27 protein-coding genes and 1 pseudogene are annotated in these 25,418 nt (G+C 72.2%); 14 read left to right on the forward strand and 14 right to left on the reverse strand.

Going from position 1 to position 25,418, the window contains the following annotated elements:
* Positions 1-218: 218 nt before the first annotated feature.
* Both ACZ4UV_RS22745 and ACZ4UV_RS22750 read left to right on the forward strand, forming a co-directional pair.
* Positions 219-1,181 carry a fibronectin type III domain-containing protein gene (locus ACZ4UV_RS22745; RefSeq protein ID WP_451016543.1) on the forward strand — a complete coding sequence of 321 codons (963 nt, stop codon included), beginning with the start codon at positions 219-221 and terminating at the stop codon, positions 1,179-1,181.
* A gap of 179 nt (positions 1,182-1,360) precedes the next feature.
* Positions 1,361-1,939, forward strand: coding sequence for a hypothetical protein (locus ACZ4UV_RS22750; protein WP_451016544.1), 579 nt, complete (start codon positions 1,361-1,363; stop codon positions 1,937-1,939).
* Here ACZ4UV_RS22750 and ACZ4UV_RS22755 read toward each other — a convergent pair.
* The 4 genes from ACZ4UV_RS22755 to ACZ4UV_RS22770 all read right to left on the reverse strand — a co-directional run bounded on the left by ACZ4UV_RS22755 (position 1,936) and on the right by ACZ4UV_RS22770 (position 6,012).
* Complete coding sequence (locus ACZ4UV_RS22755; protein WP_451016545.1) at positions 1,936-2,481, reverse strand: PadR family transcriptional regulator; 546 nt, start codon at positions 2,479-2,481, stop codon at positions 1,936-1,938. The two genes, ACZ4UV_RS22750 and ACZ4UV_RS22755, sit on opposite strands and share 4 nt — an antisense overlap.
* A 22-nt stretch (positions 2,482-2,503) precedes the next feature.
* Positions 2,504-4,519 carry an NADPH-dependent 2,4-dienoyl-CoA reductase gene (locus tag ACZ4UV_RS22760; protein ID WP_467840166.1) on the reverse strand — a complete coding sequence of 672 codons (2,016 nt, stop codon included), beginning with the start codon at positions 4,517-4,519 and terminating at the stop codon, positions 2,504-2,506.
* 122 nt (positions 4,520-4,641) lie between these two features.
* Positions 4,642-5,016: a hypothetical protein gene (locus ACZ4UV_RS22765; protein WP_390039353.1), complete on the reverse strand. Its 375-nt coding sequence runs from the start codon at positions 5,014-5,016 to the stop codon at positions 4,642-4,644.
* A gap of 123 nt (positions 5,017-5,139) precedes the next feature.
* On the reverse strand, positions 5,140-6,012 hold the full coding sequence (locus ACZ4UV_RS22770; RefSeq protein ID WP_451016546.1) for a hypothetical protein: 873 nt from the start codon (positions 6,010-6,012) through the stop codon (positions 5,140-5,142).
* 274 nt (positions 6,013-6,286) lie between these two features.
* Here ACZ4UV_RS22770 and ACZ4UV_RS22775 point away from each other — a divergent pair, with 274 nt between their 5' ends.
* Complete coding sequence (locus ACZ4UV_RS22775; RefSeq protein ID WP_451016547.1) at positions 6,287-8,365, forward strand: SpoIIE family protein phosphatase; 2,079 nt, start codon at positions 6,287-6,289, stop codon at positions 8,363-8,365.
* A 150-nt stretch (positions 8,366-8,515) separates the two neighbouring features.
* A complete protein-coding gene (locus ACZ4UV_RS22780) occupies positions 8,516-9,274 on the forward strand; it encodes a hypothetical protein (protein WP_467840171.1) in 759 nt (252 codons plus the stop codon).
* Between the two features lie 21 nt (positions 9,275-9,295).
* Here ACZ4UV_RS22780 and ACZ4UV_RS22785 read toward each other — a convergent pair.
* Positions 9,296-9,562: pseudogene (locus tag ACZ4UV_RS22785) on the reverse strand (IS5 family transposase); the annotation flags it as partial.
* A 57-nt stretch (positions 9,563-9,619) separates the two neighbouring features.
* On the reverse strand, positions 9,620-10,573 hold the full coding sequence (locus ACZ4UV_RS22790; RefSeq protein WP_467840174.1) for a zinc-binding dehydrogenase: 954 nt from the start codon (positions 10,571-10,573) through the stop codon (positions 9,620-9,622).
* Positions 10,574-10,651: 78 nt separating this feature from the next.
* On the opposite strand from ACZ4UV_RS22790, the gene ACZ4UV_RS22795 reads away from it, so the two are divergent.
* Positions 10,652-11,050 (forward strand): winged helix-turn-helix transcriptional regulator, encoded by a 399-nt coding sequence (locus ACZ4UV_RS22795; RefSeq protein ID WP_390039365.1) that lies wholly within the window; start codon positions 10,652-10,654, stop codon positions 11,048-11,050.
* A 226-nt stretch (positions 11,051-11,276) separates the two neighbouring features.
* Here the strand turns inward: ACZ4UV_RS22795 and ACZ4UV_RS22800 are convergent, their stop codons facing one another.
* From ACZ4UV_RS22800 to ACZ4UV_RS22810, 3 genes are all read right to left on the reverse strand, one after another.
* Positions 11,277-11,732 (reverse strand): VOC family protein, encoded by a 456-nt coding sequence (locus ACZ4UV_RS22800; protein ID WP_467840177.1) that lies wholly within the window; start codon positions 11,730-11,732, stop codon positions 11,277-11,279.
* Positions 11,733-11,844: 112 nt separating this feature from the next.
* Positions 11,845-12,744 (reverse strand): acyl-CoA thioester hydrolase/BAAT C-terminal domain-containing protein, encoded by a 900-nt coding sequence (locus tag ACZ4UV_RS22805; protein WP_467840180.1) that lies wholly within the window; start codon positions 12,742-12,744, stop codon positions 11,845-11,847.
* Positions 12,745-12,813: 69 nt separating this feature from the next.
* Entirely contained in the window at positions 12,814-13,302 is a 489-nt protein-coding gene (locus ACZ4UV_RS22810) for a MarR family winged helix-turn-helix transcriptional regulator (protein WP_467840182.1), read from the reverse strand.
* Positions 13,303-13,390: 88 nt separating this feature from the next.
* Between ACZ4UV_RS22810 and ACZ4UV_RS22815 the strand changes: the two genes are divergently transcribed.
* Positions 13,391-13,978: an NADPH-dependent FMN reductase gene (locus ACZ4UV_RS22815; RefSeq protein ID WP_451021040.1), complete on the forward strand. Its 588-nt coding sequence runs from the start codon at positions 13,391-13,393 to the stop codon at positions 13,976-13,978.
* A gap of 192 nt (positions 13,979-14,170) precedes the next feature.
* On the opposite strand, the gene ACZ4UV_RS22820 is transcribed toward ACZ4UV_RS22815, so the two are convergent.
* Together ACZ4UV_RS22820 and ACZ4UV_RS22825 are read right to left on the reverse strand one after the other, a co-directional pair.
* Positions 14,171-14,956 (reverse strand): putative protein N(5)-glutamine methyltransferase, encoded by a 786-nt coding sequence (locus tag ACZ4UV_RS22820; RefSeq protein WP_451021041.1) that lies wholly within the window; start codon positions 14,954-14,956, stop codon positions 14,171-14,173.
* Between the two features lie 125 nt (positions 14,957-15,081).
* Positions 15,082-16,146: an ABC-2 transporter permease gene (locus tag ACZ4UV_RS22825; RefSeq protein ID WP_451021042.1), complete on the reverse strand. Its 1,065-nt coding sequence runs from the start codon at positions 16,144-16,146 to the stop codon at positions 15,082-15,084.
* Positions 16,147-16,330: 184 nt separating this feature from the next.
* On the opposite strand from ACZ4UV_RS22825, the gene ACZ4UV_RS22830 reads away from it, so the two are divergent.
* On the forward strand, positions 16,331-16,732 hold the full coding sequence (locus ACZ4UV_RS22830; RefSeq protein ID WP_390039720.1) for a MarR family winged helix-turn-helix transcriptional regulator: 402 nt from the start codon (positions 16,331-16,333) through the stop codon (positions 16,730-16,732).
* Here the strand turns inward: ACZ4UV_RS22830 and ACZ4UV_RS22835 are convergent.
* Positions 16,693-17,442 (reverse strand): GNAT family N-acetyltransferase, encoded by a 750-nt coding sequence (locus ACZ4UV_RS22835; RefSeq protein WP_451021043.1) that lies wholly within the window; start codon positions 17,440-17,442, stop codon positions 16,693-16,695. The two genes, ACZ4UV_RS22830 and ACZ4UV_RS22835, sit on opposite strands and share 40 nt — an antisense overlap.
* Positions 17,439-18,362 (reverse strand): NADP-dependent oxidoreductase, encoded by a 924-nt coding sequence (locus ACZ4UV_RS22840; protein ID WP_451021044.1) that lies wholly within the window; start codon positions 18,360-18,362, stop codon positions 17,439-17,441. Before ACZ4UV_RS22840 ends, ACZ4UV_RS22835 begins: the two co-directional genes overlap by 4 nt.
* A 169-nt stretch (positions 18,363-18,531) precedes the next feature.
* Here ACZ4UV_RS22840 and ACZ4UV_RS22845 point away from each other — a divergent pair, with 169 nt between their 5' ends.
* The 7 genes from ACZ4UV_RS22845 to ACZ4UV_RS22875 all read left to right on the forward strand — a co-directional run bounded on the left by ACZ4UV_RS22845 (position 18,532) and on the right by ACZ4UV_RS22875 (position 24,671).
* On the forward strand, positions 18,532-19,137 hold the full coding sequence (locus ACZ4UV_RS22845) for a sulfite oxidase-like oxidoreductase (protein WP_390039382.1): 606 nt from the start codon (positions 18,532-18,534) through the stop codon (positions 19,135-19,137).
* Entirely contained in the window at positions 19,130-19,903 is a 774-nt protein-coding gene (locus tag ACZ4UV_RS22850; protein ID WP_467840188.1) for a ferredoxin reductase, read from the forward strand. Before ACZ4UV_RS22845 ends, ACZ4UV_RS22850 begins: the two co-directional genes overlap by 8 nt.
* Before the next feature lie 317 nt (positions 19,904-20,220).
* On the forward strand, positions 20,221-20,808 hold the full coding sequence (locus tag ACZ4UV_RS22855; protein ID WP_390039386.1) for an Rv1733c family protein: 588 nt from the start codon (positions 20,221-20,223) through the stop codon (positions 20,806-20,808).
* Positions 20,809-21,092: 284 nt separating this feature from the next.
* The gene (locus ACZ4UV_RS22860) at positions 21,093-22,061 is read left to right on the forward strand and encodes an acetylxylan esterase (protein ID WP_390039388.1); all 969 of its coding nucleotides are present in this window, start codon (positions 21,093-21,095) and stop codon (positions 22,059-22,061) included.
* A 13-nt stretch (positions 22,062-22,074) separates the two neighbouring features.
* Entirely contained in the window at positions 22,075-22,479 is a 405-nt protein-coding gene (locus ACZ4UV_RS22865) for a nuclear transport factor 2 family protein (RefSeq protein ID WP_451021046.1), read from the forward strand.
* An 89-nt stretch (positions 22,480-22,568) separates the two neighbouring features.
* Positions 22,569-23,747, forward strand: coding sequence for a serine hydrolase domain-containing protein (locus ACZ4UV_RS22870; protein WP_467840193.1), 1,179 nt, complete (start codon positions 22,569-22,571; stop codon positions 23,745-23,747).
* A 180-nt stretch (positions 23,748-23,927) separates the two neighbouring features.
* Complete coding sequence (locus ACZ4UV_RS22875) at positions 23,928-24,671, forward strand: GntR family transcriptional regulator (RefSeq protein ID WP_467840196.1); 744 nt, start codon at positions 23,928-23,930, stop codon at positions 24,669-24,671.
* Here ACZ4UV_RS22875 and ACZ4UV_RS22880 read toward each other — a convergent pair.
* Positions 24,641-25,390 (reverse strand): class I SAM-dependent methyltransferase, encoded by a 750-nt coding sequence (locus ACZ4UV_RS22880; RefSeq protein WP_390039396.1) that lies wholly within the window; start codon positions 25,388-25,390, stop codon positions 24,641-24,643. The genes ACZ4UV_RS22875 and ACZ4UV_RS22880 overlap by 31 nt on opposite strands.
* Positions 25,391-25,418: the final 28 nt, after the last annotated feature.

Here is a 25,418-nt window from a genome sequence, read left to right on the forward strand (position 1 = left end):
ACCGCCCCGGCCGCCCGTGCCGGCGCGGGATCAGCGACGACAGCGTTCCGCGCCACAGGCGCGAACTCCCCTGTTCTCCCGGGAAGTTCGACCGCAGGACCCTCAGCATACGTAACTCTCCCCCGGCGTCCGCAATACGGCCCTCTTGATGTCCGCATCCCGGCGGTCCATATTGGTCCGGACCATTACCGTGCTGCCGTCCCCGGGGAGGCGGAACCGTGCGCCGAGTTGCCGTCGCGGTCTGCGCCCTGCTGTTCGTGACGTCCTGCGGCCGGGGCGGGGCCGCCGACGGCGACAGCGGCCGGCTGCCCGGTGCCCCGACGGGGGTGACCGCGGCCGCCGGGAGCGCCACCAGCGTGCACGTCATGTGGAACGAGCTGGCGGAGGGTTCCGGGATCCGTGCCTACGAGGTGTATCGCGGCACCACGAAGGTCGAGGAAGTACCCGGCTCCCAGCACATGGTGGACGTCACCAGGCTCAGGCCGTCCACCGCGTATGTGTTCACCGTGCGGGCCCGGGGCGGGGACGGCAGCCTCGGGCCGCGCAGCCGTGCGGTGCGGGCGACCACCCCCGCGATGGCCGCCGCCGACCGCTCGGCGCCGACGCGGCCCGCGCGGCCGGTGGGCCGGGCCGTGGGCAGTAGTGCCGTGCAGCTGTCCTGGGGCGCCTCGACGGACGACCGGGCCGTGGTGTCGTACGACATCTGGCAGGGCGGCGCCAAGATCCACAGTGTGGGCGGGAACCAGACCGCGGCCGTGGTCATGGGGCTGCGGCCGGGCACCCGCTATGTCTTCACCGTCCGGGCCCGGGACGCGGCCGACAACCTCTCGCCCGCGAGTGCGGCGGTGCGCCTCACCACGCCGGGCAGCGGCGACGGCCGGGACACCGCGCCGACCGCGGTCACGGCGCGGACCCACGAGGAGAGCGGGGCCTGCTACCTGGATCTGGCCTGGGACCCGCCGCAGGTGGACGGTGTGGTCACCGAATACCAGATCCGCCTCGACGGCGGTACGACCACTTCCTTGGTCTGGGGCGGCACCCCACCGAAGGGACGGTCGACCTACAGCTTCTATGTGGGCCGGGACCATGGGGTCCGCCACCGGGTGCGGCTGCGGGCACGGCTGCCGGACGGCACCTGGGGCGGCTGGTCGGCGGAGCGGACCGTGACGACAGGGGCCTGACGGGAGCCGGACGCGCATCCCTGCCTGGGCCGGACGGAGGAAGAAGTCACCTGGCCGGTCGTCCTCCGGGTGCGGGGCCCGCCCGGGCCCCTTTCGCTGAACCTGAGGCAGCACGGGAGATTCCCCACCTCCGGCGGCGCACGGGACGTTCCGCCGACCGTGCCGCCGGAGGGCAGACCATGCGCACTACACGACCTCTCCTCCGCTCCGGCCTGACCCTGGCGGCCGCCGCCGCTTTCCCGACCTGGCTCGCCGGCCCGTCCGCCGCGCTCTCGGGCATCTCGGTGAGCACCATCGGTACCACGGTCTCGGTGGTCACCAGCGCCTGCACCCAGTCCAACGGCAGCTGGGGCAACGCCTCGCTGCTCAACAGCGGTCAGACCGCATTCGCCCAGGGGCGGCAGGTGGCCCTGGCGGGCACCACGGTGAGCCAGTCCGCCGCCTGGTCGGGGGTGTCGCCGGGCACTTACACGGTGGTCGTCGTCTGCTCCAACGGCGGTACGGCGGGCACCCAGTCGGTGATCGTCTCGTCCGCCCCCGCCGCGCCGACGACCTCCTCCACCACCAACTCCACCACCAACTCCGCCACCAGGTCGGCCGCGCCCGCCGCGCCGGCCCGCGGCGTGATGGGCGGTCTGGGCGGTGCCGCCCGCGACTACGGCCCGCTCACCCTGGGCATCGGCGCCGCGCTGGTCGGCTCGGGCGTCATCGCCACCGGCTGGTACCTGCGCAAGCGCTCGAAGCCCTACCGGCTCTAGGACGGGTCGGGGAGTTCGCCGAACTCCTCCAGGGCGTGGCCGAGCCACTGCGTCCAGAAGGTCTCCAGGTCGATGCCGGCCCGCAGCACCAGGTGCCGCAGCCGGTCCTCGGGGGCGTCCTTGCCCGGTGGGAAGTCGCGGCGCTGGATCTCCTCGTACTCGGCCAGCTGCCGCCGGTGCAGCTCCAGATGGCGGCGCAGGTCGGCTTCGAGGCCGTCGGTGCCGACGACCGCGGCCGCGCGCAGCCGCAGCAGGAGCACGTCCCGCTGCGGCTTGGGGTCCTGGGAGGCGGCGGTCCAGCGGGCCAGTTCGGCGCGGCCCGCGGGCAGGACCTCGTAGCTCTTCTTCTGCCCACGGGCCGGCTGCTCGGTGGGCAGGGTGCGGATGTAGCCCTCGGCCTCCAGTCTTCCGAGCTCGCGATAGATGTGCTGGTGCGTGGCCGACCAGAAGTAGCCGATCGACCTGTCGAACCTGCGGGTCAGCTCAAGCCCCGACGACGGCCTTTCGAGCAGGGCGGTGAGGATCGCGTGCGGGAGTGACATGGGCTCATCCTAGGGACGGGCGCTACAGGGCGGCCGCCAGCTCGGTGCCCTGCTTGATGGCCCGCTTGGCGTCCAGTTCGGCGGCGACGTCGGCACCGCCGATGAGGTGCGCGCTGCAGCCGGCGGCGACCAGTTCCTCGTACAGGCCCCGGCGCGGTTCCTGCCCGGTGCACAGCACGACGGTGTCGACCTCCAGGACCGTGCTCTCGCCGTCCATGGTGACGTGCAGACCGGCGTCGTCGATCAGGTCGTACTGCACGCCCGGGACCATGGTGACGCCCCGGTGCTTGAGTTCGGTGCGGTGGATCCAGCCGGTGGTCTTGCCGAGGCCCGCGCCGACCTTGCTCGCCTTGCGCTGGAGCAGGTGCACGGTCCGCGGCGGCGCCGGGCGCTCGGGGGCGGCCAGACCCCCGGGGACCTGGTACTCCATGTCGACGCCCCACTGCCTGAAGTACGTCTCGGGGTCCTCGCTCGCCTTGTCGCCGCCGTCGGTGAGGTACTCGGCGACGTCGAAGCCGATGCCGCCCGCGCCGAGGATCGCGACCCGGTCGCCGACGGGGGCGTTGTCGCGCAGCACGTCGAGGTAGCCGAGGACGCGCGGGTGGTCGACGCCGGGGATGTCGGGGGTGCGCGGGGTGACGCCGGTGGCGACCACGACCTCGTCGTAGCCGGTGACGTCCTCGGGTTCGACGGTCGTGTTCAGGCGTACGTCCACGCCGTGCGCGTCGAGCTGGTGGCGGAAGTAGCGCAGGGTCTCGTCGAACTCCTGCTTGCCGGGGACCCTGCGGGCCACGTTCAGCTGGCCGCCGATCTCGGCCGCCGCGTCGAACAGGGTGACCTCGTGGCCGCGTTCGGCGGCGGACACCGCGCAGGCGAGGCCGGCCGGTCCGGCGCCGACCACCGCGACGCGCTTCTTCAGCCGGGTCGGGGCGAGGACCAGCTCGGTCTCGTGGCAGGCGCGGGGGTTGACGAGGCAGGAGGTGATCTTCCCGCTGAAGGTGTGGTCGAGGCAGGCCTGGTTGCAGCCGATGCAGGTGTTGATGGCCTCGGGCGTACCGGCCGCGGCCTTGTTGACGAAGTCGGGGTCGGCGAGCATCGGGCGGGCCATGGAGACCATGTCTGCGAAGCCCTCGGCGAGCAGCTCCTCGGCGAGTTCGGGGGTGTTGATGCGGTTGCTGGTGACCAGCGGGACGGACACGGCGCCCATCAGCTTCCTGGTGACCCAGGTGTAGGCGCCGCGCGGGACCGAGGTGGCGATGGTGGGGATGCGGGCCTCGTGCCAGCCGATACCGGTGTTGATGATGGTCGCCCCGGCGGCCTCGACGGCCCGGGCGAGGGTGATCACCTCGTCCAGCGAGGAGCCGCCGGGGACCAGGTCCAGCATGGACAGCCGGTAGACGATGATGAAGTCGTCGCCGACGGCCTCGCGGACCCGGCGGACGATCTCGACGGGGAACCGCATCCGGTTCTCGTACGAGCCGCCCCAGCGGTCGGTGCGGTGATTGGTCTGCGCGGCGATGAACTCGTTGATGAGGTAGCCCTCGGAGCCCATGATCTCGACGCCGTCGTAGCCGGCCTGCCGGGCGAGGCGGGCGGCGCGGGCGTAGTCGTCGACGGTGCGCTCGACGTCGGCGTCGGTCAGCTCGCGGGGCGGAAAGGGGCTGATCGGGGCCTGGAGGGGGCTCGGGGCGACCAGGTCGCGGTGGTAGGCGTACCTGCCGAAGTGCAGGATCTGCATCGCGATCCGGCCGCCCTCGCGGTGCACCGCCTCGGTGACGGCCCGGTGCTGGCCGGCCTCCTCCTCGGTGGTGAGCTTGGCGCCGCCCTCGTACGGCCGGCCCTCGTCGTTGGGCGCGATGCCGCCGGTGACGATGAGGCCCACTCCCCCGCGGGCCCGGGCCGCGTAGAACTCCGCCATCCGCTCGAAGCCGCGCTCGGCCTCCTCCAGGCCCACGTGCATGGAGCCCATGAGCACGCGGTTGGGGAGTGTGGTGAAGCCCAGGTCGAGGGGTTTCAGCAGGTTCGGGTAACGGCTCATGGGGGCCTCCGTGCGCGGTGTCGTCACCGTAGTTGTAGAGGACCGCGCACGGTTTATGCAACTAGTTGCACAATGGCAGAGGTGGTGGCATGTGACATATCACTGGATCTTCAGCCGGTGCCCTAAGCCCCCCGGCTCTCCAGCAGCACATGCAACTCCCTCTCCTGGTCCCCCGACGCGGACGACAGGTTCCGCACGGTGAACAGGGAGTCGAGGGTCGTTTGGAGCCGGCTGATCGCCCAGTAACCGCCCTGCGCGTCGGCCTCGACCGGGGCCGAGAGCCGGGGCGGCGGGGTGCACTCGTGGGTGTCGGTGACCTCGAACGTGCCGAGCCACACCATCGGGCGGGTCTCGTGGAGCTGTTGCGGTACGTCCTCGGCGGCCCGGTCGGACTCGAAGCACTGGCACAGCGCGTCGAACACGATCCGGGCGTCCTCCTTGCTGCGTCCGCTGATCTCCAGCGAGACGGGTTCCTCGTGCTGTCGCTCACGGACCATCGTGATCGCTCCTCTCATGGCAACGGCGCGGTAGCACGGGTTCCCCCGCGAACCACGCCATGCCAACAGAAAAGCACCGATCTCCGGGCCCTGCACCACCCGCCGCGGCAGGCGGCCGCGGGCTCAGCTCCGGGTGAACTTGTAGGTCTTGCTGTCCGTGAGCACGCAGAAGCCGGGCGACATCACGATGACCCGCAGGGTGCCGGTGCGCCGGTCGTAGTCGATGCCCTCGGCCTCGAAGGTGCCCGAGCAGGAGCTACGCAGCGGGAGCTGGCGCAACGCCGTGACGTGCCCGGTGACGTTCGCGGAGCCGGGCTGGGCGGACAGGTCGATCTGCAGGAGCGGCTTGGTGTAGCCGAAGAGGCTGCCGTCCGGGTCGTCCGAGGAGCACAGCAGGGTGGTGGCGCCGGAGAAGTCGCAGCCCTGCACGTCACGCACGGCGTGGTCCAGGTTGACGACGGACGCGAGCGGGAGGTTCGCGGACGGCGAGGTGCTCCTGTTGGCGCCCGGCGTCGGGAAGACCAGGAAGCGGGTCATCGTGCCGTACTCGCCGGAGAGCATGTACTGGCTGTCGGGCGTGATGGCGGACCAGGAGTTGTTGAGGGCCTCGCCGGAGGCGAGCGTGTGGACGTACTCCGACCAGGTGCCGTCGGGGGCCTGCACCCGGTACATCTTGGCGGTGCCGGAGTCCGCCTGGTAGGGCTCGACGTAGTAGCCGTCGTAGGACTCGTCGGGGTCGCCGACGTGGTTCCAGCCGCGGCTGGAGACGCTGAGCGGGATGGTGCCGATGCCGGTGTACCGGTTGGGACTGTTGGCCGGGACCTCGACCGAGGTCAGACCCTGGCTCTCGGTCAGCGCATCGGCGTGGTCGGAGCCGGTCTCGGTCCAGGTGTCGGCGGCGGAGGCCGGGGCGGCGGTCGCGAGGACCATGGTGGTGGCGAGGGCGACCAGGGCGGTCAGGCCTGCGCGACAACGTTGCCGGGTGGACGCGGGCATGGAAGCCTACTCCTCGGTATCGGGGTGTGGGACGCGCGTGCGCCGGTCAGTCTGGCGCGGGCCCGATGGTCATGTACAGACCAATGGCGGGACGGGAAGGTGAACTCACGCCCCTGCCGCCCCTGTGGTCGCTTCGCCGTACGGATGCCGCCGTGTTGAGAGATGGTGGAAAAGTCGGCGGTGACATCGGAGAGTCGGGTGTGAGCGCGATAGAACAGGGAGAGTCGGCACGGGGGACGGCGTGCCGTACGGAAGTCCGAAGGCGGTGCGTGCGATGAGTCCAGCCGAGGCCTCGGTGCCGGGGGGCCGGGAGCCCGTGCGCGGACCCGTGCGGCCGGGCGGGCTGCTGGACGTCCTGAGCGTGGCCTCCGTCGTGCTGGACGCCAAGGGGCGGATCGTGCTGTGGAGCCCGCAGGCGGAGGAACTGTTCGGCTACTCGGCGCAGGAGGCGCTCGGCCGGTACGCGGCCCGGCTGATGGTGCACGAGCGCCACATCGAACTGGTCGGCAAGCTGTTCGCGGACGTGATGACCACCGGGCGGAGCTGGGCCGGCGGTTTCCCGATCCGGCACAAGGACGGCTCCACCCATGTGGTCGAGTTCCGCAACATGCGGCTGATGGACGACAACGGCGACGTGTTCGCGCTGGGCCTGGCCGCCGACCAGTCGACCGTGCGGCGGCTGGAGCAGGACGTGGCGCTGTCCGAGCGGATCGTCAAGCAGTCGCCCATCGGGCTGGCGGTCCTCGACACGGACCTGCGGTTCGTGTCGGTCAACCCGGCGATGGAGCGGATGAACGGCGTCCCGGCCGAGGAGCACGTGGGGCGGACGATCCGCGAGGTACTGCCCTCGCTGGACGCCGACGCCCTGGAGTCGGCCTACCTGCGGGTGCTGCGGACCGGCGACCCGGTCATCGACCACTCCGCGGTGGGCCGTACGCCCGCCGACCCGGACGAGGAGCACATCTGGTCGGTGTCGGTCTACCGGCTGGACGACGCGCTGGACAACGTGCTGGGCGTGGCCACCTCGGTGGTGGACATCACCGAGCCGTACCGGGCCGGGGTCGAGGCCGAGAACGCGCGCCGCCGGCTGGCCGTGATCGCCGACGCATCCACCCGTATCGGCACCACCCTCGACCTGGAGCGCACCGCCAGGGAGCTGGCCGACGTCGCCGTGCCGGAGCTCGCCGACGTGGCGGCCGTCCAGCTGCTGGACACGGTGGTCGAGGGCCGGCGCAGCACCCTCGGCCCGGCCGAGGCGGCCGCGCTCCGGGCCCTCGCCGTGCGCGCGGAACAGAACGCGGACGCGGTCCAGGCCGCCGACGCCCCCGGCACCGTCGCCCGGTACGCACCGGACCGGCTGATCACCGGGTGCGTACGGACCGGGGAGGCCGTCGTCGTCCCGCAGGTCAAGGACGAGGACCTGGCCCGGATCGCGCCCTCCCCCGAGGCCGCGGTGCTGCTGGGCCGGGCCGGGGTGCACTCGTACCTGGCCGTGCCGCTGATCGCGCGCGGTGAGGTGCTGGGCGCCCTCGATCTCAAGCGCACCCGCAATCCGGCGCCCTTCGACGACGACGATCTGCTGCTGGCCCGGGAACTGGCGGCGCGGGCGGCCGTACAGATCGACAACGCCCGCTGGTACGAGAACGCCCGCACCACCGCCCTGACCCTCCAGCGCAGCCTGCTGCCCACGCATCCCCGGGTCACCCCCGGTCTGGAGGTCGCCTCCCGCTACCAGCCGGCCGGTGCCACCGTCGAGGTGGGCGGCGACTGGTTCGACGTCATTCCGCTGGACGACGGCAGAACGGCCCTCGTGGTGGGCGACGTGATGGGCAGCGGCATCAACGCGGCCGCGACGATGGGCCGGCTGCGCACCGCGACCACCACCCTGACCGCACTGGGCCTCGACCCGGCGGTCCTCCTCGAACACCTCGACAAGACCACGTCGGGCCTCGACCACTCCATCGCGACCTGCGTGTACGCCGTGTACGACCCGCATCTGCGCCGGTGCCGGATCGCCAACGCCGGCCATCTGCCCCCGGCCCGGGTCCGCCCCGGCCGTCCGCCGGAACTCCTCGATCTGCCCACCGGGGTCCCGCTGGGCGTCGGCGGGGTCGCCTTCGCCACCACCACCGTCGACTTCGAGCCCGGCGACGAGCTGGTCTTCTACACCGACGGCCTGGTGGAGACCCGCTCGCACTCCCTGGACGAACGCCTCGACGAACTGCTGGCCCTGCTCGACGGCCCGGCCCGCCCGCTGGAGGAGGTCTGCGACCTGCTGCTGCGGGAACTCCACCACCCCGACAACCACGACGACGTGGCACTTCTCATCGCGCGGGCCCAGGAACTGCCGTAGCGGGAGGGGCGCCGGCGCGCCGGATCCACCCGTGCGGATTCATCGGATTCACAGGGACTGATTACCGGCTTCTTATCGGCGGACGACCACACTTCACAGAGAGGCATGCATCGCGCGATGCCGCGTGCCGTTCGCCGATGGGAGCGAGCCGTGACGCACGAACCGGAGCAGGAAAACCGCCGTGACGTCGACGGAACCGCACCGTCGATCCCGCCGATGCCCGACCGTCCCCCGCAGGCCGCCGCCCCGGAGTGGGAAGCCCCGTCGGAGGTCCTCTCGGGGCCGGGACCCGACCGTGAGCCGGGCACGCCGCTGCGCGGCCTGTGGCGCCGCCAGTCGCTCCGCGTGCGCGCGGTGACCGTGGCGCTCGTCGCCGGAGCGCTCGCCCTGGGCGGCACGGTGGCCTTCGCCGCCGGCTCGGGCGGCGGCTCCGCCGTATCCCCGGCCGCCTCCGGCGCACCGTCGCCCTCCGCACCGGACGGGCACGGACCCGGGCGCGGCTGGTTCGGGATGGGCGGCTTGGGCGTGCACGGCGAGACGACCGTCAAGGACCCGGACACCGGCACGTACGTGGTGCGGGTCTGGCAGCGGGGCACGGTCGAGAAGGTGGACGGCGACCAGGTCACGGTGAAGAGCGACGACGGCGCGTCGTGGACGTGGACCGTGGGCTCGGACGTCAAGGTGCGCGGCGACTCCGACGCGCTGAAGAAGGACGCGAAGGCCGTCCTGATCGGCACCCGCGGCGACAACGGCAAGCTCACCGCGTCCGGCGCGCTCTCGGGCGACTTCACGGGCATGGGCCGGGCCGGCGGCATGGGCGGCGGCATGCACGACCGCGGCGGCCCCTGGCAGCGCCCCGGCGACCGCACACCGTCTCCGAGCCCGTCGGGGAGCGGGGCGACCACCTAGGACGTGTATCGAATGTCCTGGTCACAGCCACTCGTTGATGGCCGCGACGAGGACAGTCGCCTCGTAGCGGACCGCGAGCCAGTCGTATCTCCTGGCGACGACACGGTGCCTTTGGGGGCGATTGATGCCCCACTTGTCCGGGATGGTGCAGCGGATGCCGCGTCGGCGCAGGTAGGCGCGGTTCTTGCGAGACGCGTGCGCTTTGTCGGCGCGGACCCGGTCAGGCCGGGTCCGCGGACGCCCTGAACCTCGGCGGGCGACGCGGACCTTGTTCAGGACGGGCTCGAACCCCTTTCCCGCAAGCATGATCAGAAAAGCGCGCCAACCTGATCGAAGAGACACGGCCTAGTCCTGCGCAGAGGCCACCGCGCCGCGCAGCTCACCGCCTGCCACCTCCAGGACCGCTTTTCCGGAGACACGACGTCCGCGGAGGGCCTCAGCAGCCTCGGCGAAGCGGTCCCAGGGTCCTTGCCAGCCAATCTCGATGGTGACGGCCCCCTCAGCGGCCAGCCCAGTAAGAACGGCCAGGTCCGCGCCGGCATCGCCGTCGATGACGAAGGAGGCCAGCGATTTGGCCGGGCCGACGGTCGCATACGGCGGAAAGACCGCCGGCTCTCCGGATGTCCAGCCGACGCTCTGCACGCTTCCCCCGGGAGCGAGCAGGTTCCACGCCGCGACCAGTTGGGGGCCACCGACACTGTCGATGACCACGTCGACCGGTCGCTGAAGTCCTTCCAGACCGATCAGCACCTCGTCGGCGCCCGCCTCGGCCAGCCCGTCCCCGCGGCCGGCCGAGCCCACGGAGGCGATGACGTGGGCACCCGCCCGCGCTGCCAACTGGACGGCGAACCGGCCGACTCCGCCGGATGCGCCGGTGATCAGCACTCTCTTGTCCGGTCCGAGTCCGGCGGCCCGCAGCGAGCGCAGTGCCGCCACTCCGGCGACCGGCAGAGCTGCCGCTTGCGCCAGGCCCAAGCCCTTCGGTACCTCGGCGAGCGCACCCACGTCGATCGCGACGCGCTCGGCGAACGCCCCCGAGGTCAAAGCCACCACCCGGGTGCCCACCTCAGGGCCGGTTCCGTCGGTTGCGGCACGGATGACCACTCCGGCGGCGTCCGAACCGAGCACCGCTCCTCCAGGGACCCGACCGGAGCGGGCGTCGTTGAGGTCACCGTAGTTCAACGAGGCGTGGGAGACGTCCACCAGGACCTGGCCCGGCCCGGGCACGGGGTCGGGCACGTCGGCGAGGCGGACGGCGGTGGACGTGGACGGATCGACGACGAGAGCGCGAACAGGCATGCCGTTCCCCCTTGGTTCACGACTTGTAACAGCAGTCATCATCGATAACCTTGCTGCTCATCGGAAGGAGGCACTTTTATGTCACGCAGTCACACCCGTGTTACCGAAGCGCTGAGGGACGAAGCCTGTCCGGTCACCGAGGTGCTCGACCGCGTGGCGGGCAAGTGGAGCATCGGGATCCTGATTGCCGCCGCCCACGGCCCGGTCCGCTTCACCGAACTCGAACGCGCCATCAACGGCATCAGCCGACGGATGCTCACCCTCAACCTACGCAGGCTGGAGCGGGACGGCCTGCTCGTTCGCACCGTGCATCCGACCGTGCCGCCCAAGGTCGAGTACAGCCTCACGCCCATGGCCCGGGAGCTCTACACCTCGCTGACCGAGCTGGTGGGCTGGGCCGAGCGGCATCGGGCCGCCATCGCGGAGGCCCGCGCCGCCTACGACACCGCGGCGGAGCAGAGACCCGACGCCGACTGAACGAGCGCGGACCGGCTCTCGGGCGGCTCCCGTGGCGGCCGGCCACCGCTTTTCGCCCCGGCCGACTGCCGTGAGCGCCATGCGGTCGAATGCAGGACCAACTGACTTGAAAGGCATAGGGCAAGGTACGACAAGCCCTCCGTCCGCCAAGAGGTGACTGCGCTGGTCGCAGTCGTGACCGAGTGGCTGTGACCAGCACTGTCGCAACGCACTGTCGCAACGCCCTTCAGACGACGTCGAATTCGTTGCCCTCGGGGTCCTGCATGGCTGCGGCGTAGAGCCCCATGTCCGGCTCATCCTTGATCCGCAGCACAGTGGCACCAGCTTTGACCAGCCGTTCCACCGCAGCCGTGACCCGCTGTGTGCGGACGTCCAGTGGGATGTCACGGCCCCCACCGACCTTCAGGTCGAAGTGCCACCGGTTCTTGGCGACCTTCGGCTCAGGAACCTGCTGGAACCACACCCTCGGTCCACGTCCCGCGGGATCGATGATCGACTCCGGAATGTCCCCGGCGCCGGCTGGCAACTCTGCCTCGGGCACCCCCACCGCCGCCCAGTAGGCACGCCACGTGGCGTGCTCGCCCGGCGGAGGCTCAGGCACGTAGCCGAGGGCCTCGGCCCAGAAAGTCACCATTCTTTGCGGATCGGAGCAGTCGATCGTCAGCTGCACTGTCATCTCCATGCTCGGAGCATCCCAGGCAGGACTGACAGACGATCCACTTTCGAAACAGGCCCTGGCGCGTACTTCCTCGTGCCCCTGCGTCACCAACGCCTCCTGCCACACCGGCGGGAGGTCAGGACGCAACCCCGGGAAACGCTGTGCTGCCGAGCCTGTCGAGGATGTGCGGCCATGCAGCCTCACCCAGGAGCCTGTCGGCCTCGGGCGTGCCTCCGTACCGGAAGTGCGGGGAGTGGGGCGCGGGGCTCTCACCGGGGAAGCGAGGTCGGTGACCGGCATCCTGGCGGGTGATCACATGCACGGTGGCCCCGGCTGAGCGTCTGCGTTCCGCCAGTTGTTCGGCGAAGGGGAGCGAGGGCCACATGGCGTCGTCGCCACCGGCGACGAGCAGCAGATCGGCCCGGGCCCTTTCCACGGGGATCTCCGCCCGGGCAAGCAGACCCGCGAATCTCCGCTCGCTGAGTTCGTACCATCCGCGGATGGCGACGGGATCGTCGCCCGGTTCGATCGGGGTCCAGGAATCATCCATGGGGACGAAGGGCAGGGGCTGCTCCCGCCAAGTCCAGGAAGAGCGATACGGGTGCTGTTCTCCGTCCTGGCCCGGACCCACGTTGCACCAGACCCGCGACGTGGGTGACAGTGCGATGACGACGTCCACGCGTGGGTCGTACACCGCTGTGAGCAGGGCCGCTTCAGCTCCCTTGGAGAGACCGAGGATTGCGACACGCCGTGCCCCGCTCGCCACGAGGAAGTCGACCGCGGTGGTGAAGGTCTCCAAGGGGATCTCGCAGATTCCCGGGGACTGCCCCGGCCCGCCGAACCAGCGGACGGACAGAGCAGTGATGCCCTGCCGAGCGAGGATGCGTGCTCGCTCGCGTTCGATGCGCCCACTGGAACCGGCCAGGACCAGCACGCCGGTGTCACTTCCCTGGGCAGGGGTGGCCAGGACGCCTTCCCAGGGAGAGTCCAGCTCCTGCTCGACAACGTCCACGTGCTCCCCCGTTCGTGACGCCATGGTCAAAACACCGCCGACACTCTCTCAGGCGATGGCCTTCCCGCCCAGGAGCGACCGTCGGAGCTCGATCTAGGACGCGCCGTCGCCGGCAGTCTCGCCGCGGCTCGGCTCAAGGCGGTCAACTGCCTGCTCGCTCCATGACCGGATGACCGATGCCTGCTCAGGGGTGAGCGAGTCGAGGACGTGGCGGCGGATGTTGGCGCCGTGCACGAGGACGGCACGCTGGGCGGCGCCGCGCCCCTCGGCGGTCAGCCCGATCCCCGCGCGGCGACCGTCGGCCCCGTACCTGGTGCGCTGGACGAAGCCGCGTTTTTCCATGCGCGTCAGCTGGTGTGAGACGCGGCTCTTGTCCCAGTCGAGCGACTCGGAGAGCTCACCGACACGCATCTCGCGGCCGCCGGCCTGCCACAGCGTCACCAGCACGCTGAACTCGGCCTTCGAGATGTCGCAGGCACGCTGCAGACCACGCTCCAGCTCCCTGGTGAGCAGGCGCTGCGCGCGCATCCAGACATCCCAGAACTCCCACTCCCGGGGTTCCAGCGACCGAGTCTCCGTCATGTCCCCGAGGATACCGCGACCAGCAGAGTTGTCACCTCAACTCATCCCGACCTAGAGTTGACGTGACAACTCCAGGGAAAGGAAGACCGTGACACTCCGCATCGCACTCGTCCTCGGAAGCACCCGCCCCGGACGCCGCGGCGACCAGATCGCCGCCTGGGCACTGGAGGCGGCCCGCGCCCACGGCGGAGCCGACTACGAACTCGTCGACCTCGCCGACCACGACCTCGGCAACCTCGACGAGCCCGGCAACCCGAACCTCCAGCAGTACCAGCACGACCACACCCGCACCTGGGGCGCGCTCGTCGACAGCTTCGACGGCTACGTGTTCCTCGTCCCCGAGTACAACCACTCCTACCCCGGAGCTCTGAAGAACGCCCTGGACCACGTCTACCGGGAGTGGAACGACAAGGCCGCCGGGATCATCAGCTACGGCGGCTGGGTCGCCGGGGCCCGGGCCGCCGAGGCGCTGCGGCTCGTCCTCGCCGAACTCCAGGTGGCCACGGTCCGGGCCCAGCCCACCATCTCGACACGCCCCTCGTTCCACACCGGGACCTTCGTCCCCCAGGAGGGCCTCGACACCGCCGTGGACGGCATGCTCGACCAGGTGATCGCCTGGTCCGGCGCCCTGCGCGGGGTCCGCGAGGCCAGGGCACGGACGGCCACGGCTGCATGAGGCGCGGTTCGGCCGATCACGTGAGACCGGTCTTCCGCGCCGCCTCCACACGCGTCGCCGTGATCTGTTCCCGGTGCCGAAGGACGGGGCTCGCGCGGTGACAACTGCTCAGGCCCGGTCACACATCAAGTGGCCGGCGCGTGGGTGACGCCGACGGCGGCGTGACGCACCGGGGCCCTGTCGGGCACGGTCTCAGTCCCGTGCGCCGATCACGACGTTCGCGTACAGCTCCTCGGAGACCGCGAGCCGGGTGGTCAGTCCGGCGCGCCGGAAGGTGCGCACGGCTTCGTCGGTCTGGCGCTCGCTCGTCTCGACCAGGACGCAGCCGCCGGGCGCGAGCCACTCGCGCGCACCCGCGGCGACCCTGCGCAGTACGTCGAGTCCGTCGCCACCGCCGTCGAGGGAGACCAGCGGCTCGTGGTCGCGGGCCTCGGCGGGCAGCAGCCCGACCTCGTCGCTGGGGACGTAGGGCACGTTGGCGGCGAGGATGCCGGTCCGGCCGCGCAGGGCGGTGGGCAGGGCGTCGAACAGGTCGCCGGCGTGGGCGTGGCCGCCGTACAGGGCGATGTTGCGGCGGGCGCAGGCGACGGCGGCCGGGTCGATGTCGGCGACGTGCAGTTCGGCGTCCCCGAGGGCAGCGGCGAGGGCCGCGCCGACCGCGCCGGAGCCGCAGCACAGGTCGACGACGACGGATGCGCCGGGCGCCTGGGCCAGGGCCTGGTCGACCAGGAACTCGGTACGGCGGCGGGGCACGAACACGCCGGGTTCCACGAGGATGCGCAGCCCGTGGAACTCCGCCCAGCCGAGGACGTGTTCGAGGGGCTGTCCGGTGGCGCGCCGGTCCACCATGGCGGCCACCTCGTCCGGGGTGCGGGCGGTGGCGAGGATCAGCTCCGCCTCGTCCTCGGCGAAGACGCAGCCGGCGGCGCGCAGCGCGGAGACGACGGCGGAGGTTCCGGTTTCGGAGAGTGAGGTCATCACCCGGGAGCCTATCCGCACGCCGGCGCGCCGGTCAGATGGTTTGTCACCGCACGGACGGACCGCCGTGCAGGCGGTCCGTCGATCGAGCGGACGAGCGGACGAGCCGACCGGTGGACGCGCGGTCAGACGCCGACCGTCTCTTCGGTCTCTTCCTCGGCCGCTTCGACCTCCTCGGCCGGTCCGGCCGGTCCGGCGGGGGACTCCGGTACGACCACTGCGGCGGGCGGCGCCGCCTTGGCCCGCTCGTAGGCCGCGGCGATCGCCGTGATCGCGAGGCCGGCCAGCAGCCAGACCGCGAGGGTCCACACGTTCCGGCCGAGGCCGTCGCTGCCGAAGTACAGCAGGCTGCGGATGCCCTCGACGAAGCCGGCGCCGTTCCAGAAGGCGTGCAGGGTGCCGAAGAAGCCGTTCTGCAGCTCGGGGCGGAACAACCCGCCGGAGCTGGTGAAGTTGAGCATCACGAACAGCACCATCATGGTCAGCGTGGTCCACCGCTTGAGGAAGGTGTGCAGGCCGACGCCGATGAGGAGGATGCCGGCGGAGTAGAGCCAGGCCATGCCCCAGACCCCGGCGAGGTCGTGGTGGGCGAGACGGAACACCGGTCCGGCGAGGAACGCGCCGATGCCGCTGACGACGGCCGAGACGCCGAGCGCGAGCAGGGCGCGTATCCGCATGGGCAGCGCCGCGCCGGCCGCGCCGAGGGCGGCGACCGAGGCGTAGGAGCCGATGCTCACGGCGATGAGCAGGAAGAACAGGCCCTGTCCGGTGGGGTCGTCGGCGACCGGCTTGGCGACATCGGTGACCTTCAGGGCCGCGCCGTTCTTCTCGGCGACCGGGGTGAAGACCTTCTCGACGGCCGTGGCGCCCATGTCGGAGGCCGCGCTGGCGACGATCAGCTCCGGAGTCCTGGCGTTCGGCACGTAGGCGCCCGTCACGGTACGGGACCTGAGCAGGTCGACGGCCGCGGCGCGGGTGGGGACGGTACGGACGTCGAGCTTGTCGCCGGCGGTGTCCTTGATGGTCTGCGCCAACACCTTCGCTTCCGGTCCGGCGCCGACCACGGCCACCGGCATGTGGTTCGGCTCCGGGTGGACGAACGCGCCCATATAGGCGAGCCCCATGCCCAGGCACATCAGTAGCGGGGTGATCAGGTGCGTGAGCACATGGCGCAGTGCCGGTGACCTCATCGCGTACGACCTCCAGAACCTTCCGGCCAAACTGGTTGGCTTATACAACTCACGAGCAAGTTGTACTATACAACTAGATCGTCGGAGGAGGTATTCCCGTGAGGGCGTTGCTGTGGAAGGCGCGGCCGTCGAAGGTGTTCCCGTGACGACGGCGGAGACGGCGGTGGAGACCATCCAGCGCGAGATGACGGCGTTCGCGCGCCGGGCGCGGGCCTCGGCCGGGCGCATGCACCCCGAGCTGTCGCTGGTGTCGTACACCCTGCTCGGGCACCTGGAGGAGCGCGGCGGCTGCCGGGCCACCGACCTGGCCGCGCACTACGCGCTCGACAAGTCGACGGTCAGCCGGCAGGTGGCGGCGCTGGAACGGGCGGGGCTGATCGAGCGACGCCTGGACCCGGAGGACCACCGGGTCCAGGTGCTGCATCTGACGGAGGCCGGGCAGGAGATCCTGGCCCAGGTCACGCGCAGCCGCCGGGCCGCCTTCCAGGAGCGGCTGGCGGACTGGCCGGAGGCGGACCTGGTCAGGTTCGCCGGATACCTGGAGCGCTACAACGCCGGGGCCTCGGCGGGTTCCGCCGACGACTGACCGAGCCGCTCCGGCACCCTGGCCGCGACGAAGGCGGTACGGCGGCGCAGGCGGAAGCCGAGCGACTCGTACAGGCGGATCGCGTTGGTGTTCTCGGCGCCGGTGTGCAGGAAGGGGGTCTCGCCGCGTTCCCGGATGCCGTGCGCGACCGCGCGGATGAGCCGGGTCGCGAGGCCCTCGCCGCGGTGTGCCGGGTCGGTGCAGACCGCGCTGATCTCGGTCCAGCCCGGCGGGTGCAGCCGCTCCCCCGCCATCGCGATCAGCCTGCCGTCCCGGCGGATGCCCAGGTAGGTGCCGAGTTCGACGGTGCGGGACAGGAACGGGCCGGGGCGGGTGCGCGAGACCAGGTCGAGCATCTCAGGTACGTCCGCCGGGCCCAGCCGGACCGCGGCCGGCTCCGGGACGGCGTCCATGCCCTCGTCCACCAGCTGCACGCCGGCGATGCTCATCGTGAGCTCCCAGCCCTCCGGGAGCTCACCGCGGTAGCCGGGCAGCGGGACCTCGGCGCCGGGGCCGGCCAGGGCGGCGAGATCCGCCCAGTCGTCGGCGTCGGGATCGTCGGGCAGCGCCAGCCACGGGGAGACGTCGACGGGGTAACGCAGGATCCGGCCGCGCCGCTCGGCGAAGCGGGCGTGCGGGCCGGTGAGCGAGGCGCGGGCCGGGTTGTCCAGGACGTGCGGAGCGCCCTCGCGGGCATGCGGGACGCTCATATGGCGACCTCGATCACGATCTTGCCGAGGGCGTGCCCGTCCTCGACGGCGCGCAGCGCCTCGTCGGCCCTGTCCAGCGGGAAGGTCTGCGAGACGTGCGGGTCGAGTTCACCGGCCACGACGAGCTCGGCCACCTCGTCCAGGACCGCGGCGGTCCGGGCGCGTGCCACCCGCGCCCCGCCCAGCGCGGCGACGGTCTCCGGCGGCGCACCCGCCGTGATCAGCTTGGTGCGGTCGGCGAGCAGGCCGGCCGCCTCCGCGAGCACCTCGCCGCCGACCAGGTCGTAGACGCCGTCCACGCCGCCGGGAGCGACGGCCCGCACCCGGTCGGCCAGGCCCGGACCGGAGGGCACGTGCACGGCGCCCAGCGACTCGACGAGGTCCTTCTTGGCCTCGCTCGCCACACCGACCACCCGCAGGCCCCAGGCGTGGGCGATCTGCAGGACCGCCGCGCCGACTCCGCCGCCCGCGCCGGTGACCAGCAGGGTCGCGCCCTCGGGCAGGTCGAGCTGGCGTACGCCGTCGTAGGCGGTGGCTCCGGCGACCGGCAGGGTGGCGGCGTCGGTGAAGGACAGCGCGGCGGGCTTGTGCGCGGTCAGGGACGCCGTCAGCAGGGCGTACTCCGCGAACGCGCCGCCGGGCGTGTTGCCGAAGACCTCGTCACCGGCCGCGAACCCGGTGACGCCCTCACCGGTCTCCTCGACCACACCGGCGGCCTCGCTGCCGAGGACCGCCGGGAAGTGCGCCTCCCCCTCGCCGGGGCGGCGGAAGCCGCCCCGCAGCTTCCAGTCGACGGGGTTGACCCCCGCCGCGCGGACCGCGATCAGGAGTTCACCGGGGCCGGGAACGGGCCGGGCCACCTCGGCGAAGGCCTCGGTCTCGGGCCCGCCGTGCCTGGTGTGGACGTACGCCTTGGGCATCGTTTTTCCTCGCTCTCTGGTGCCGTCACCGGTGTCCCGGCAGCCGCACTCAGCGGCAAGGACGGGCACGGGACGGCTATTCCCGCACCCGCGGATCGTTCATACGGCCGCAATGATCGGCGGTCTGACCTGGGCGGGAGCACTCGATCGGGCGTCGTACGGTTGAGGCATGAACGTCACCCGAGGCTTCGCCGGCCGCCCCCGAGTCCACAACGCCGGACTGCCGCCCGGGCAGTACGACACGGGCGGCGACTGGCCGGTGCTGTCCGCCGAGGTGACACCGGACCTGGCGCCGGCCGACTGGTCGTTCCGGATCGACGGTCTGGTCGCCGAGCCGCGCACCTGGGACTGGGACGCGGCGCGCGCCCTGCCCGCGTCGGCCTACGAGGGTGACATCCACTGCGTGACCAGCTGGTCGAAGTTCGGGGTGCGGTTCGGCGGCGTCTCGCTGGACGCGTTCTTCGATGTGGTGCGCCCTCATGGCTCCGCCACACATGCCGTCGCCTACGCGCACACCGGCTACACCGCCAACCTGCCGCTCGCCGACCTCACCGGCGGGCGGGCCTGGATCGCCTTCGAGTACGAGGGCGAGCCGCTGCCCGCCGAGCACGGTGGCCCGGCGCGGCTGCTGGTGCCCCACCTGTATTTCTGGAAGAGCGCCAAGTGGATCGCCGGCATCACCCTCCTCGACCACGACGAGCCCGGCTTCTGGGAGCGCAACGGCTACCACGCGCGGGGCAACCCGTGGGAGGAGCAGAGGTACTCCGGTGACTGAGACGACGACCGCCGGGACGGCCTTCGCTCCCCCGACGCGCTTCGCGGTGCCCGGGCGCATCGAGGTCGGGGGCGAGACCGCGGGGGTGTGGCAGACGGCCACGATCACCGGGATACGGCGCGAGACCCCGCACGCCGCGACCTTCCGGTTCGCGGTGCCGGCCTGGGCGGGGCACCTGCCGGGGCAGCACCTGCTGCTCCGGCTGACCGCCGCGGACGGCTACACGGCCCAGCGCCACTACTCCCTCGCCTCCGCACCGGACGGCTCCGGGCACATCGAGCTGACGCTGGACCATGTCGCGGGCGGCGAGGTCTCCGGCTGGTTCCACACGGTGGCCCGGCCCGGTGACACCGTCGAGGTGCGCGGTCCGCTGAGCGGCTTCTTCGCCTGGCCGGGCGACCGGCCCGCGCTGCTGGTCGGCGCCGGTTCCGGGGTCGTACCGCTGATGTCGATGGTCCGGCACCACCGGAACCGGGCCCTGCACGTGCCGCTGCGCATGGTGGTGTCGGCCCGCTCCCCCGAGGAGCTGATCTACGCGCGGGAGCTGGGTGCGGAGACCACGACCGTGTTCACCCGCGCCGCACCCCAGGGTGTGCCGGTGGGACGTATGTCCGCCGCACATGTGGCCCCGCTCCTGGCCGAGCAGCCCGAAGGTGGGTGGGAGGCCTATGTGTGCGGCTCCAACGGGTTCGCGGAGCATGCCTCTCGGCTGCTCGTGGCGGCCGGGCAGCCGGTGGACCGGATCCGCATCGAGCGGTTCGGCTGACCGGCGGCGCCCCGGACGGCCACCCCGGGCACGCGGAGCGGACGTGCAGAGCTGCGTGCGGAGCGGACGCATTCGGCTCCGGAACGGGCGGTCCGGGGGCGTGCGGTCAGTGGGTCCCCGGAGCGCCGGGACGGGTGGGCGGCGCGCGCCGGAACCTGTGCTTCAGCCGGTGCCGCATCCGTGTCTCCGGGCGGTGGGCGAGGTGCTCCGTACGGGGTACCAGTCCCGTGTGGACGCTCGCATGCGAGCGGGGGCACGCTGGGAGCTGCGGACCGGCTGTCCGGCCCTCCGGCTCTTGTGGCGGCGAGGAGGTCGACATGCGTACCCGGGTGCGTGGCTGGCGCTGGCGGCAGAACCCGCTGCGGCGCAAGTCCGACATGGTGGAAGCGTGGATCGCGCTGGCCGTCGCGGTCCTGCTGTGCGTGGGTGCGCCCCTGGCGGGTGCGGTCGCGGGGCTGTGGGCCCATGAGCAGGCGCGGTCGGTGGCGGCGGTGCAGCGGTCCGAACGGCACATGGTCCGGGCGGTGGTCGTCGGCGGCACCCCGGAGCAGCTGCCGTCGGTGCAGGGCGGCGACCGGGCGCACGCGTACCAGACGAATGTCCGCTGGACCGTGCCCGGCGAGGGGACGAAGACCGCCCTGGCCCGGGTACCGGCGGGCACGAGGACCGGTGACGCGGTGGACGTGTGGTTCGACCGGCAGGGGCACGGGGTCGCCCCGCCGCCCGACGAGGTCGCCGTCTGGCAGCACACGGTCACCGTGGGCCTGTGCGGGGCGAGTGGCGCGGCGGCCGTGGTGCTGCTCGGCCACGGCATCGTGCGCCGGGTGGCACTGCGCCACCGGCTCGCCGAGTGGGAGCAGGAGTGGGCACGCACCGGACCGGACTGGACCCGCGGCCGCGCCTGAAACCCTGGCCTGCCCTCCGCATTCACCAATCATTACGCCCGGACCCCGGGCTCGGTGCCCGCCGCTGCGGCCGAGGTGACCCGACCACCCGGGGTTGTCGCCCCACAGCCCGGGATCTCCCGCCGTCGTCCACGGCCGCCAGTCCGGCACCCCTGACCAGCGGATCCACGGCCGGCGGCAGGGGCTCGCCGCAGTGGTCGGGCTCTGCAGGGGCCTGGCGATTCGTCGGACCATCCACGTACGGTGTGATCATCCGCACCTTCCCTTCACCAAGGCGGTTGTTGATGGCCCTGTTCGACCTTCCCCTCGACGAGCTTCGGGAGCACCGCAGTACGTCGGTGGCGCCCGACGACTTCGACGCCTTCTGGTCCAAGACGCTCCAGGAAGCCCGCGAGCACGATCTCGACGCCCGTTTCGAGCCGGTCGACGCCGGGCTGTCCACGGTCGACGTCTACGACGTGACGTTCGCCGGGTTCGGCGGCCACCCGGTCAAGGGCTGGCTGCGGATTCCGGCCGGCACCACCGAACCGCTGCCGCTGGTCGTGGAGTTCATCGGGTACGGCGGGGGCCGCGGGCTGGCGCACGAGAACCTGCTCTGGGCGTCGACGGGACGGGCGCACTTCACGATGGACACCCGCGGCCAGGGCAGCGCCTGGGGCGGCGGAGGCGACACCGCGGACCCGGTGGGCGGTGCACCGGCGTACCCCGGGTTCATGACCCGGGGCATCGACGCGCCCGAGAACTACTACTACCGCCGGGTGTTCACGGACGCGGTCCGGGCGGTGGAGGCGGCCCGCTCGCATCCGCTGACCGACGCGGCGCGGACCGTGGCGCTCGGCTCCAGCCAGGGCGGCGGTATCGCCATCGCGGTCGGCGGTCTGGTCCCGGACCTGGTGGCGGTCGCGCCGGACGTGCCGTTCCTGTGCGACTTCCCGCGTGCCACCACACTGACGGACCGTCACCCGTACCGGGAGATCGCCCTGTTCCTGAAGACCCACCGCGGCCGCTCGGCGGACGTGCAGCGCACCCTGTCCTACTTCGACGGTGTGCACTTCGCGGCGCGCGGCCGGGCCCCGGCGCTGTTCTCGGCGGCCCTGGAGGACCAGACCTGCCCGCCCTCCACGGTCTACGCGGCCTTCAACTCCTGGGCGCACGCGGACAAGACGATCGAGGTGTACGACTTCAACGACCACGAGGGCGGCGGCCCGTACCACGAGGCGGCGAAGGCGCGCTGGCTGCGCTCGTACGTCTGAGGAGGCGGCGGAGTTGGACACGCGGGAGGCCGCGGAACGGTTCGTCCGGGTCTGGGAGCGGGGCTGGGCCGCGCACGACGTGGACGCGCTGCTGGCCCTGTACGCCGAGGACTGTGTGCACCGTTCGATGCCGTTCCGCTCCCCGCACCGGGGCCGGGACGAACTCGCCGCCTACCTGCGCTGGTCGTTCGAGGCGGAGCGGGTGACGGACGTCGCGTTCTCGGCGCCGCTGGTGGGCCCGGACGGGGTCGCGGCGGCGGAGTTCCGGGTGCGGTCCGAAGAAGGGGGTACTGCGGCCACGCTGGCGGGGTGCGTGTTCGTGCGCTTCGACGCGCGGGGCCTCGCGGTGGAGTCCCGCGACTACTGGCACACCGCGGAGGGGCACCAGGAGCCGGCCGGGAGACTCTTCCTCCTCTGATCTTCCCCCTAGTCCGACCAGTCGGTACGTTCGAGGTGCCCGGGCCGCAGCGTCGCGGTCCGGGTTTTCCGGCGTACGACGGAGGGCGCATGTCCGAGCACGAGCCTCAGCCGCAGCCACAGGTCCACGGCCACTGTGATCCGCGTTTCGCGGCGGTGCGGGAGGCGTTCGAGGAGAACTTCCGGGACCGGGAGGAGCTGGGCGCCGCCGTCGCGGTGACGGCCGGCGGCGAGACGGTGGTGGACCTGTGGGGCGGGTGGGCCGATCCGGCGCACACCCGGCCGTGGGAGCGGGACACCGTGGTCAACGTCTGGTCCACGACCAAGGGCCCGGTGGCGCTGTGTGCGCACATCCTGGCCGACCGGGGACTGCTCGACCTCGACGCGCCGGTGGCCGCCTACTGGCCCGAGTTCGCGGCGGCCGGCAAGGAGCGGATCCTGGTCCGCCATCTGCTCTCGCACCGGGCCGGGCTGTCCGGGCTGCGCGAGCCGCACTCGCTCCAGGACCTGTACGACTGGGAGCTGACGACCGCGCGGCTGGCGGCGACGGAGCCCTGGTGGGAGCCCGGGACCACCTCCGGGTATCACGCGCTGACCTACGGCTTCCTGGTCGGCGAGGTGGTGCGGCGGGTGTCGGGGCTACGGCCCGGGGCGTTCCTGGAGCGGGAGGTGACCGGTCCGCTGGGCATCGACTTCACGGTCGGACTGCCGGAGAAGCAGGCCGGGCGGGCGGCGGAGCTGGTGCACCCCCGGGTCGTGTCGGACAGCGAACAGGCCGCGATCTTCAGCCAGTTGGCGCCCGCCGCGGTCGCCGCCCTGGCCAACCCCGGGGTGGGCGCGAGCGCGGCGAACACCCCCGAGTGGCGGGCGGCCGAGATCCCGGCCGCCAACGGGCACGGTACGGCCCGGGCGGTCGCGGCGCTGTACGGGGTGTTCGCCGGCCGGGGCGAGTACGACGGCCTGCGCGTGCTGTCGCCGGCGGCGGCCGAGCGGGTGCGGGAGGGCCAGGGCAGCTGCCGTGACCTGGTGCTGGGGGCCGGTTTCGAGCACGAGACCGAGATCGGGCTCGGACTCTGGCTGAGCGGGCCCAACGGCTCGTACGGGCCCAACCCACGGGCCTTCGGGCACGACGGGTTCGGCGGCTCCTGCGGGTTGGCCGACCCGGAAGCGGGGGTCTCCCTCGGATACGTCATGAACCGCATGGGGCCACGGATCGCGGACGATCCGCGGAAGACGGCCCTGGTCAACGCCGTTTACGCGAGTCTGTGAGGCCCGCACGGTTTCGGCCGAACCCGCCGACCGCTCTTCCCTGATGGTTTAGACCAATGCTAGATGTGGTCGCGGAACGAACCCGCACGGCTACGGCTTGTCATCGGGTGCGCCGGCAGGCGTCTGCTCGTCTGTCCGCGTGCCCGGTGACCAGGCCCTGTCACCCACAGGAGGCGCGGCATGGCCCGCACCACCCCGCACGACCACTCCGAGAGCGAAGGGCAGCCCCTGTACTGGCGGATCGCGACACAACTCCTCGGCGAACTGCGCGACGGCACCCTGCCGCCCGGGGAACGGCTGCCGGCGGAACGGCAGTTGGCCCGGCACTTCGGGGTCAGCCGGGAGACCGTCCGGCAGGCGCTGGAGGTGCTGCGGCACAGCGGACTGGTGGCCACCGACCGACGGGGCAGTCACGCGACGCTGCAGGGCCGGCCTGTGGAGAGCCCGGTCTCTCTCGCCTTCCCGGTGGGCGCCGGGCCCACCGAGCACGGCGCGGTCGACCGGGCCACGGTGACCTGGGAGGAGCCGCCGCCCGAGCACGCGGCGGCGCTGGGGCTGGTCCCGCACCGGCCGACCCTGGTCCACCGCTACGAGTCCGCCTCCCCCGACGGCCACGCCCTGCGCACCGCCGTGACCTCGTTCTCGGCCGTGGCCCTGACCGAGGTCGAGGAACTGGGGCGCTACCGGGACCGGGCCGACGGCTGTGCCGCCGCGCAGCTGCGCCGGGCCTACGACTGGATGCGGCAGGCGGGCCTCACCCTGCACCACCGGGACTCCATCACCCAGGTCGCGGACGCCTCCTCGGTCCGGGTGACCCGCCGGGTGCACGACCAGTTCGCGCGCCCGCTGGAGATCACCGACCTGGTGGTGGACGCCCAGCAGGACGCGCTGGTCTACGAGTTCACGGTGCCTGCCGCGGGCTGACCGCGCCGGGCCACGACCAGCCGGGCGCGCGGGCTGCCGTCGTCGCGCTCGCCGAACTCGGGCAGCGCGGACAGTTCCACGGAGAACCCCGCGCGCGCCAGCTCCTCCAGCACGGCGCCGAGCCGAAAGGCCCGGTAGTACATGACGAACGGGGGCCGCCACAGGGCGTTGCGCACGCGCATCACGGCGTCGAAGCCCAGCAGCATCCAGAACCCGGGGCTGGTGGGCCGCGGCGGCGCGAGCACCGGGAAGGCGAAGGTGCCGCCCGGCCGCAGCACCGCGTGGACCTGGCCGAAGAGACCGGGCAGTTCCCGGGGCAGGAAGTGCCCGAACGCCCCGAAGCTGACGACCAGGTCGAAGGCGGGCCCGAACGGCAGGGCCCGGGCGTCACCGCGCACGTAGGTGACGCCCGGGCCCTCGGGCGGGGACTGCCGGCGGGCGATCTCCAGCATGCCGGCGCTGAAGTCGACCCCGGTCACGCTGTGCCGGCACACCTGGGCGAGCACGTCGGTGCCGGCTCCCGTCCCGCAGCACAGGTCGAGGCCGTCCGCGAAGGGGCCGAGCGGGGTGAGCGCCTTCGCGACCGCCTCGAGGACCGGGGCGGGGGTCCGGAAGGGGGTGTGGTCGAACTTCGGGGCCAGCAGGTCGTAACCACGCTCGACCGAGGACAGGGCCTGGACGGCGAGTTCACGGAAGCTCGGGCCTTCGGGGCTGAACATCCGTCCAGCCTACGGGAGCACACGGCGC

This window comes from Streptomyces sp. NPDC028289 (genome assembly GCF_055565975.1).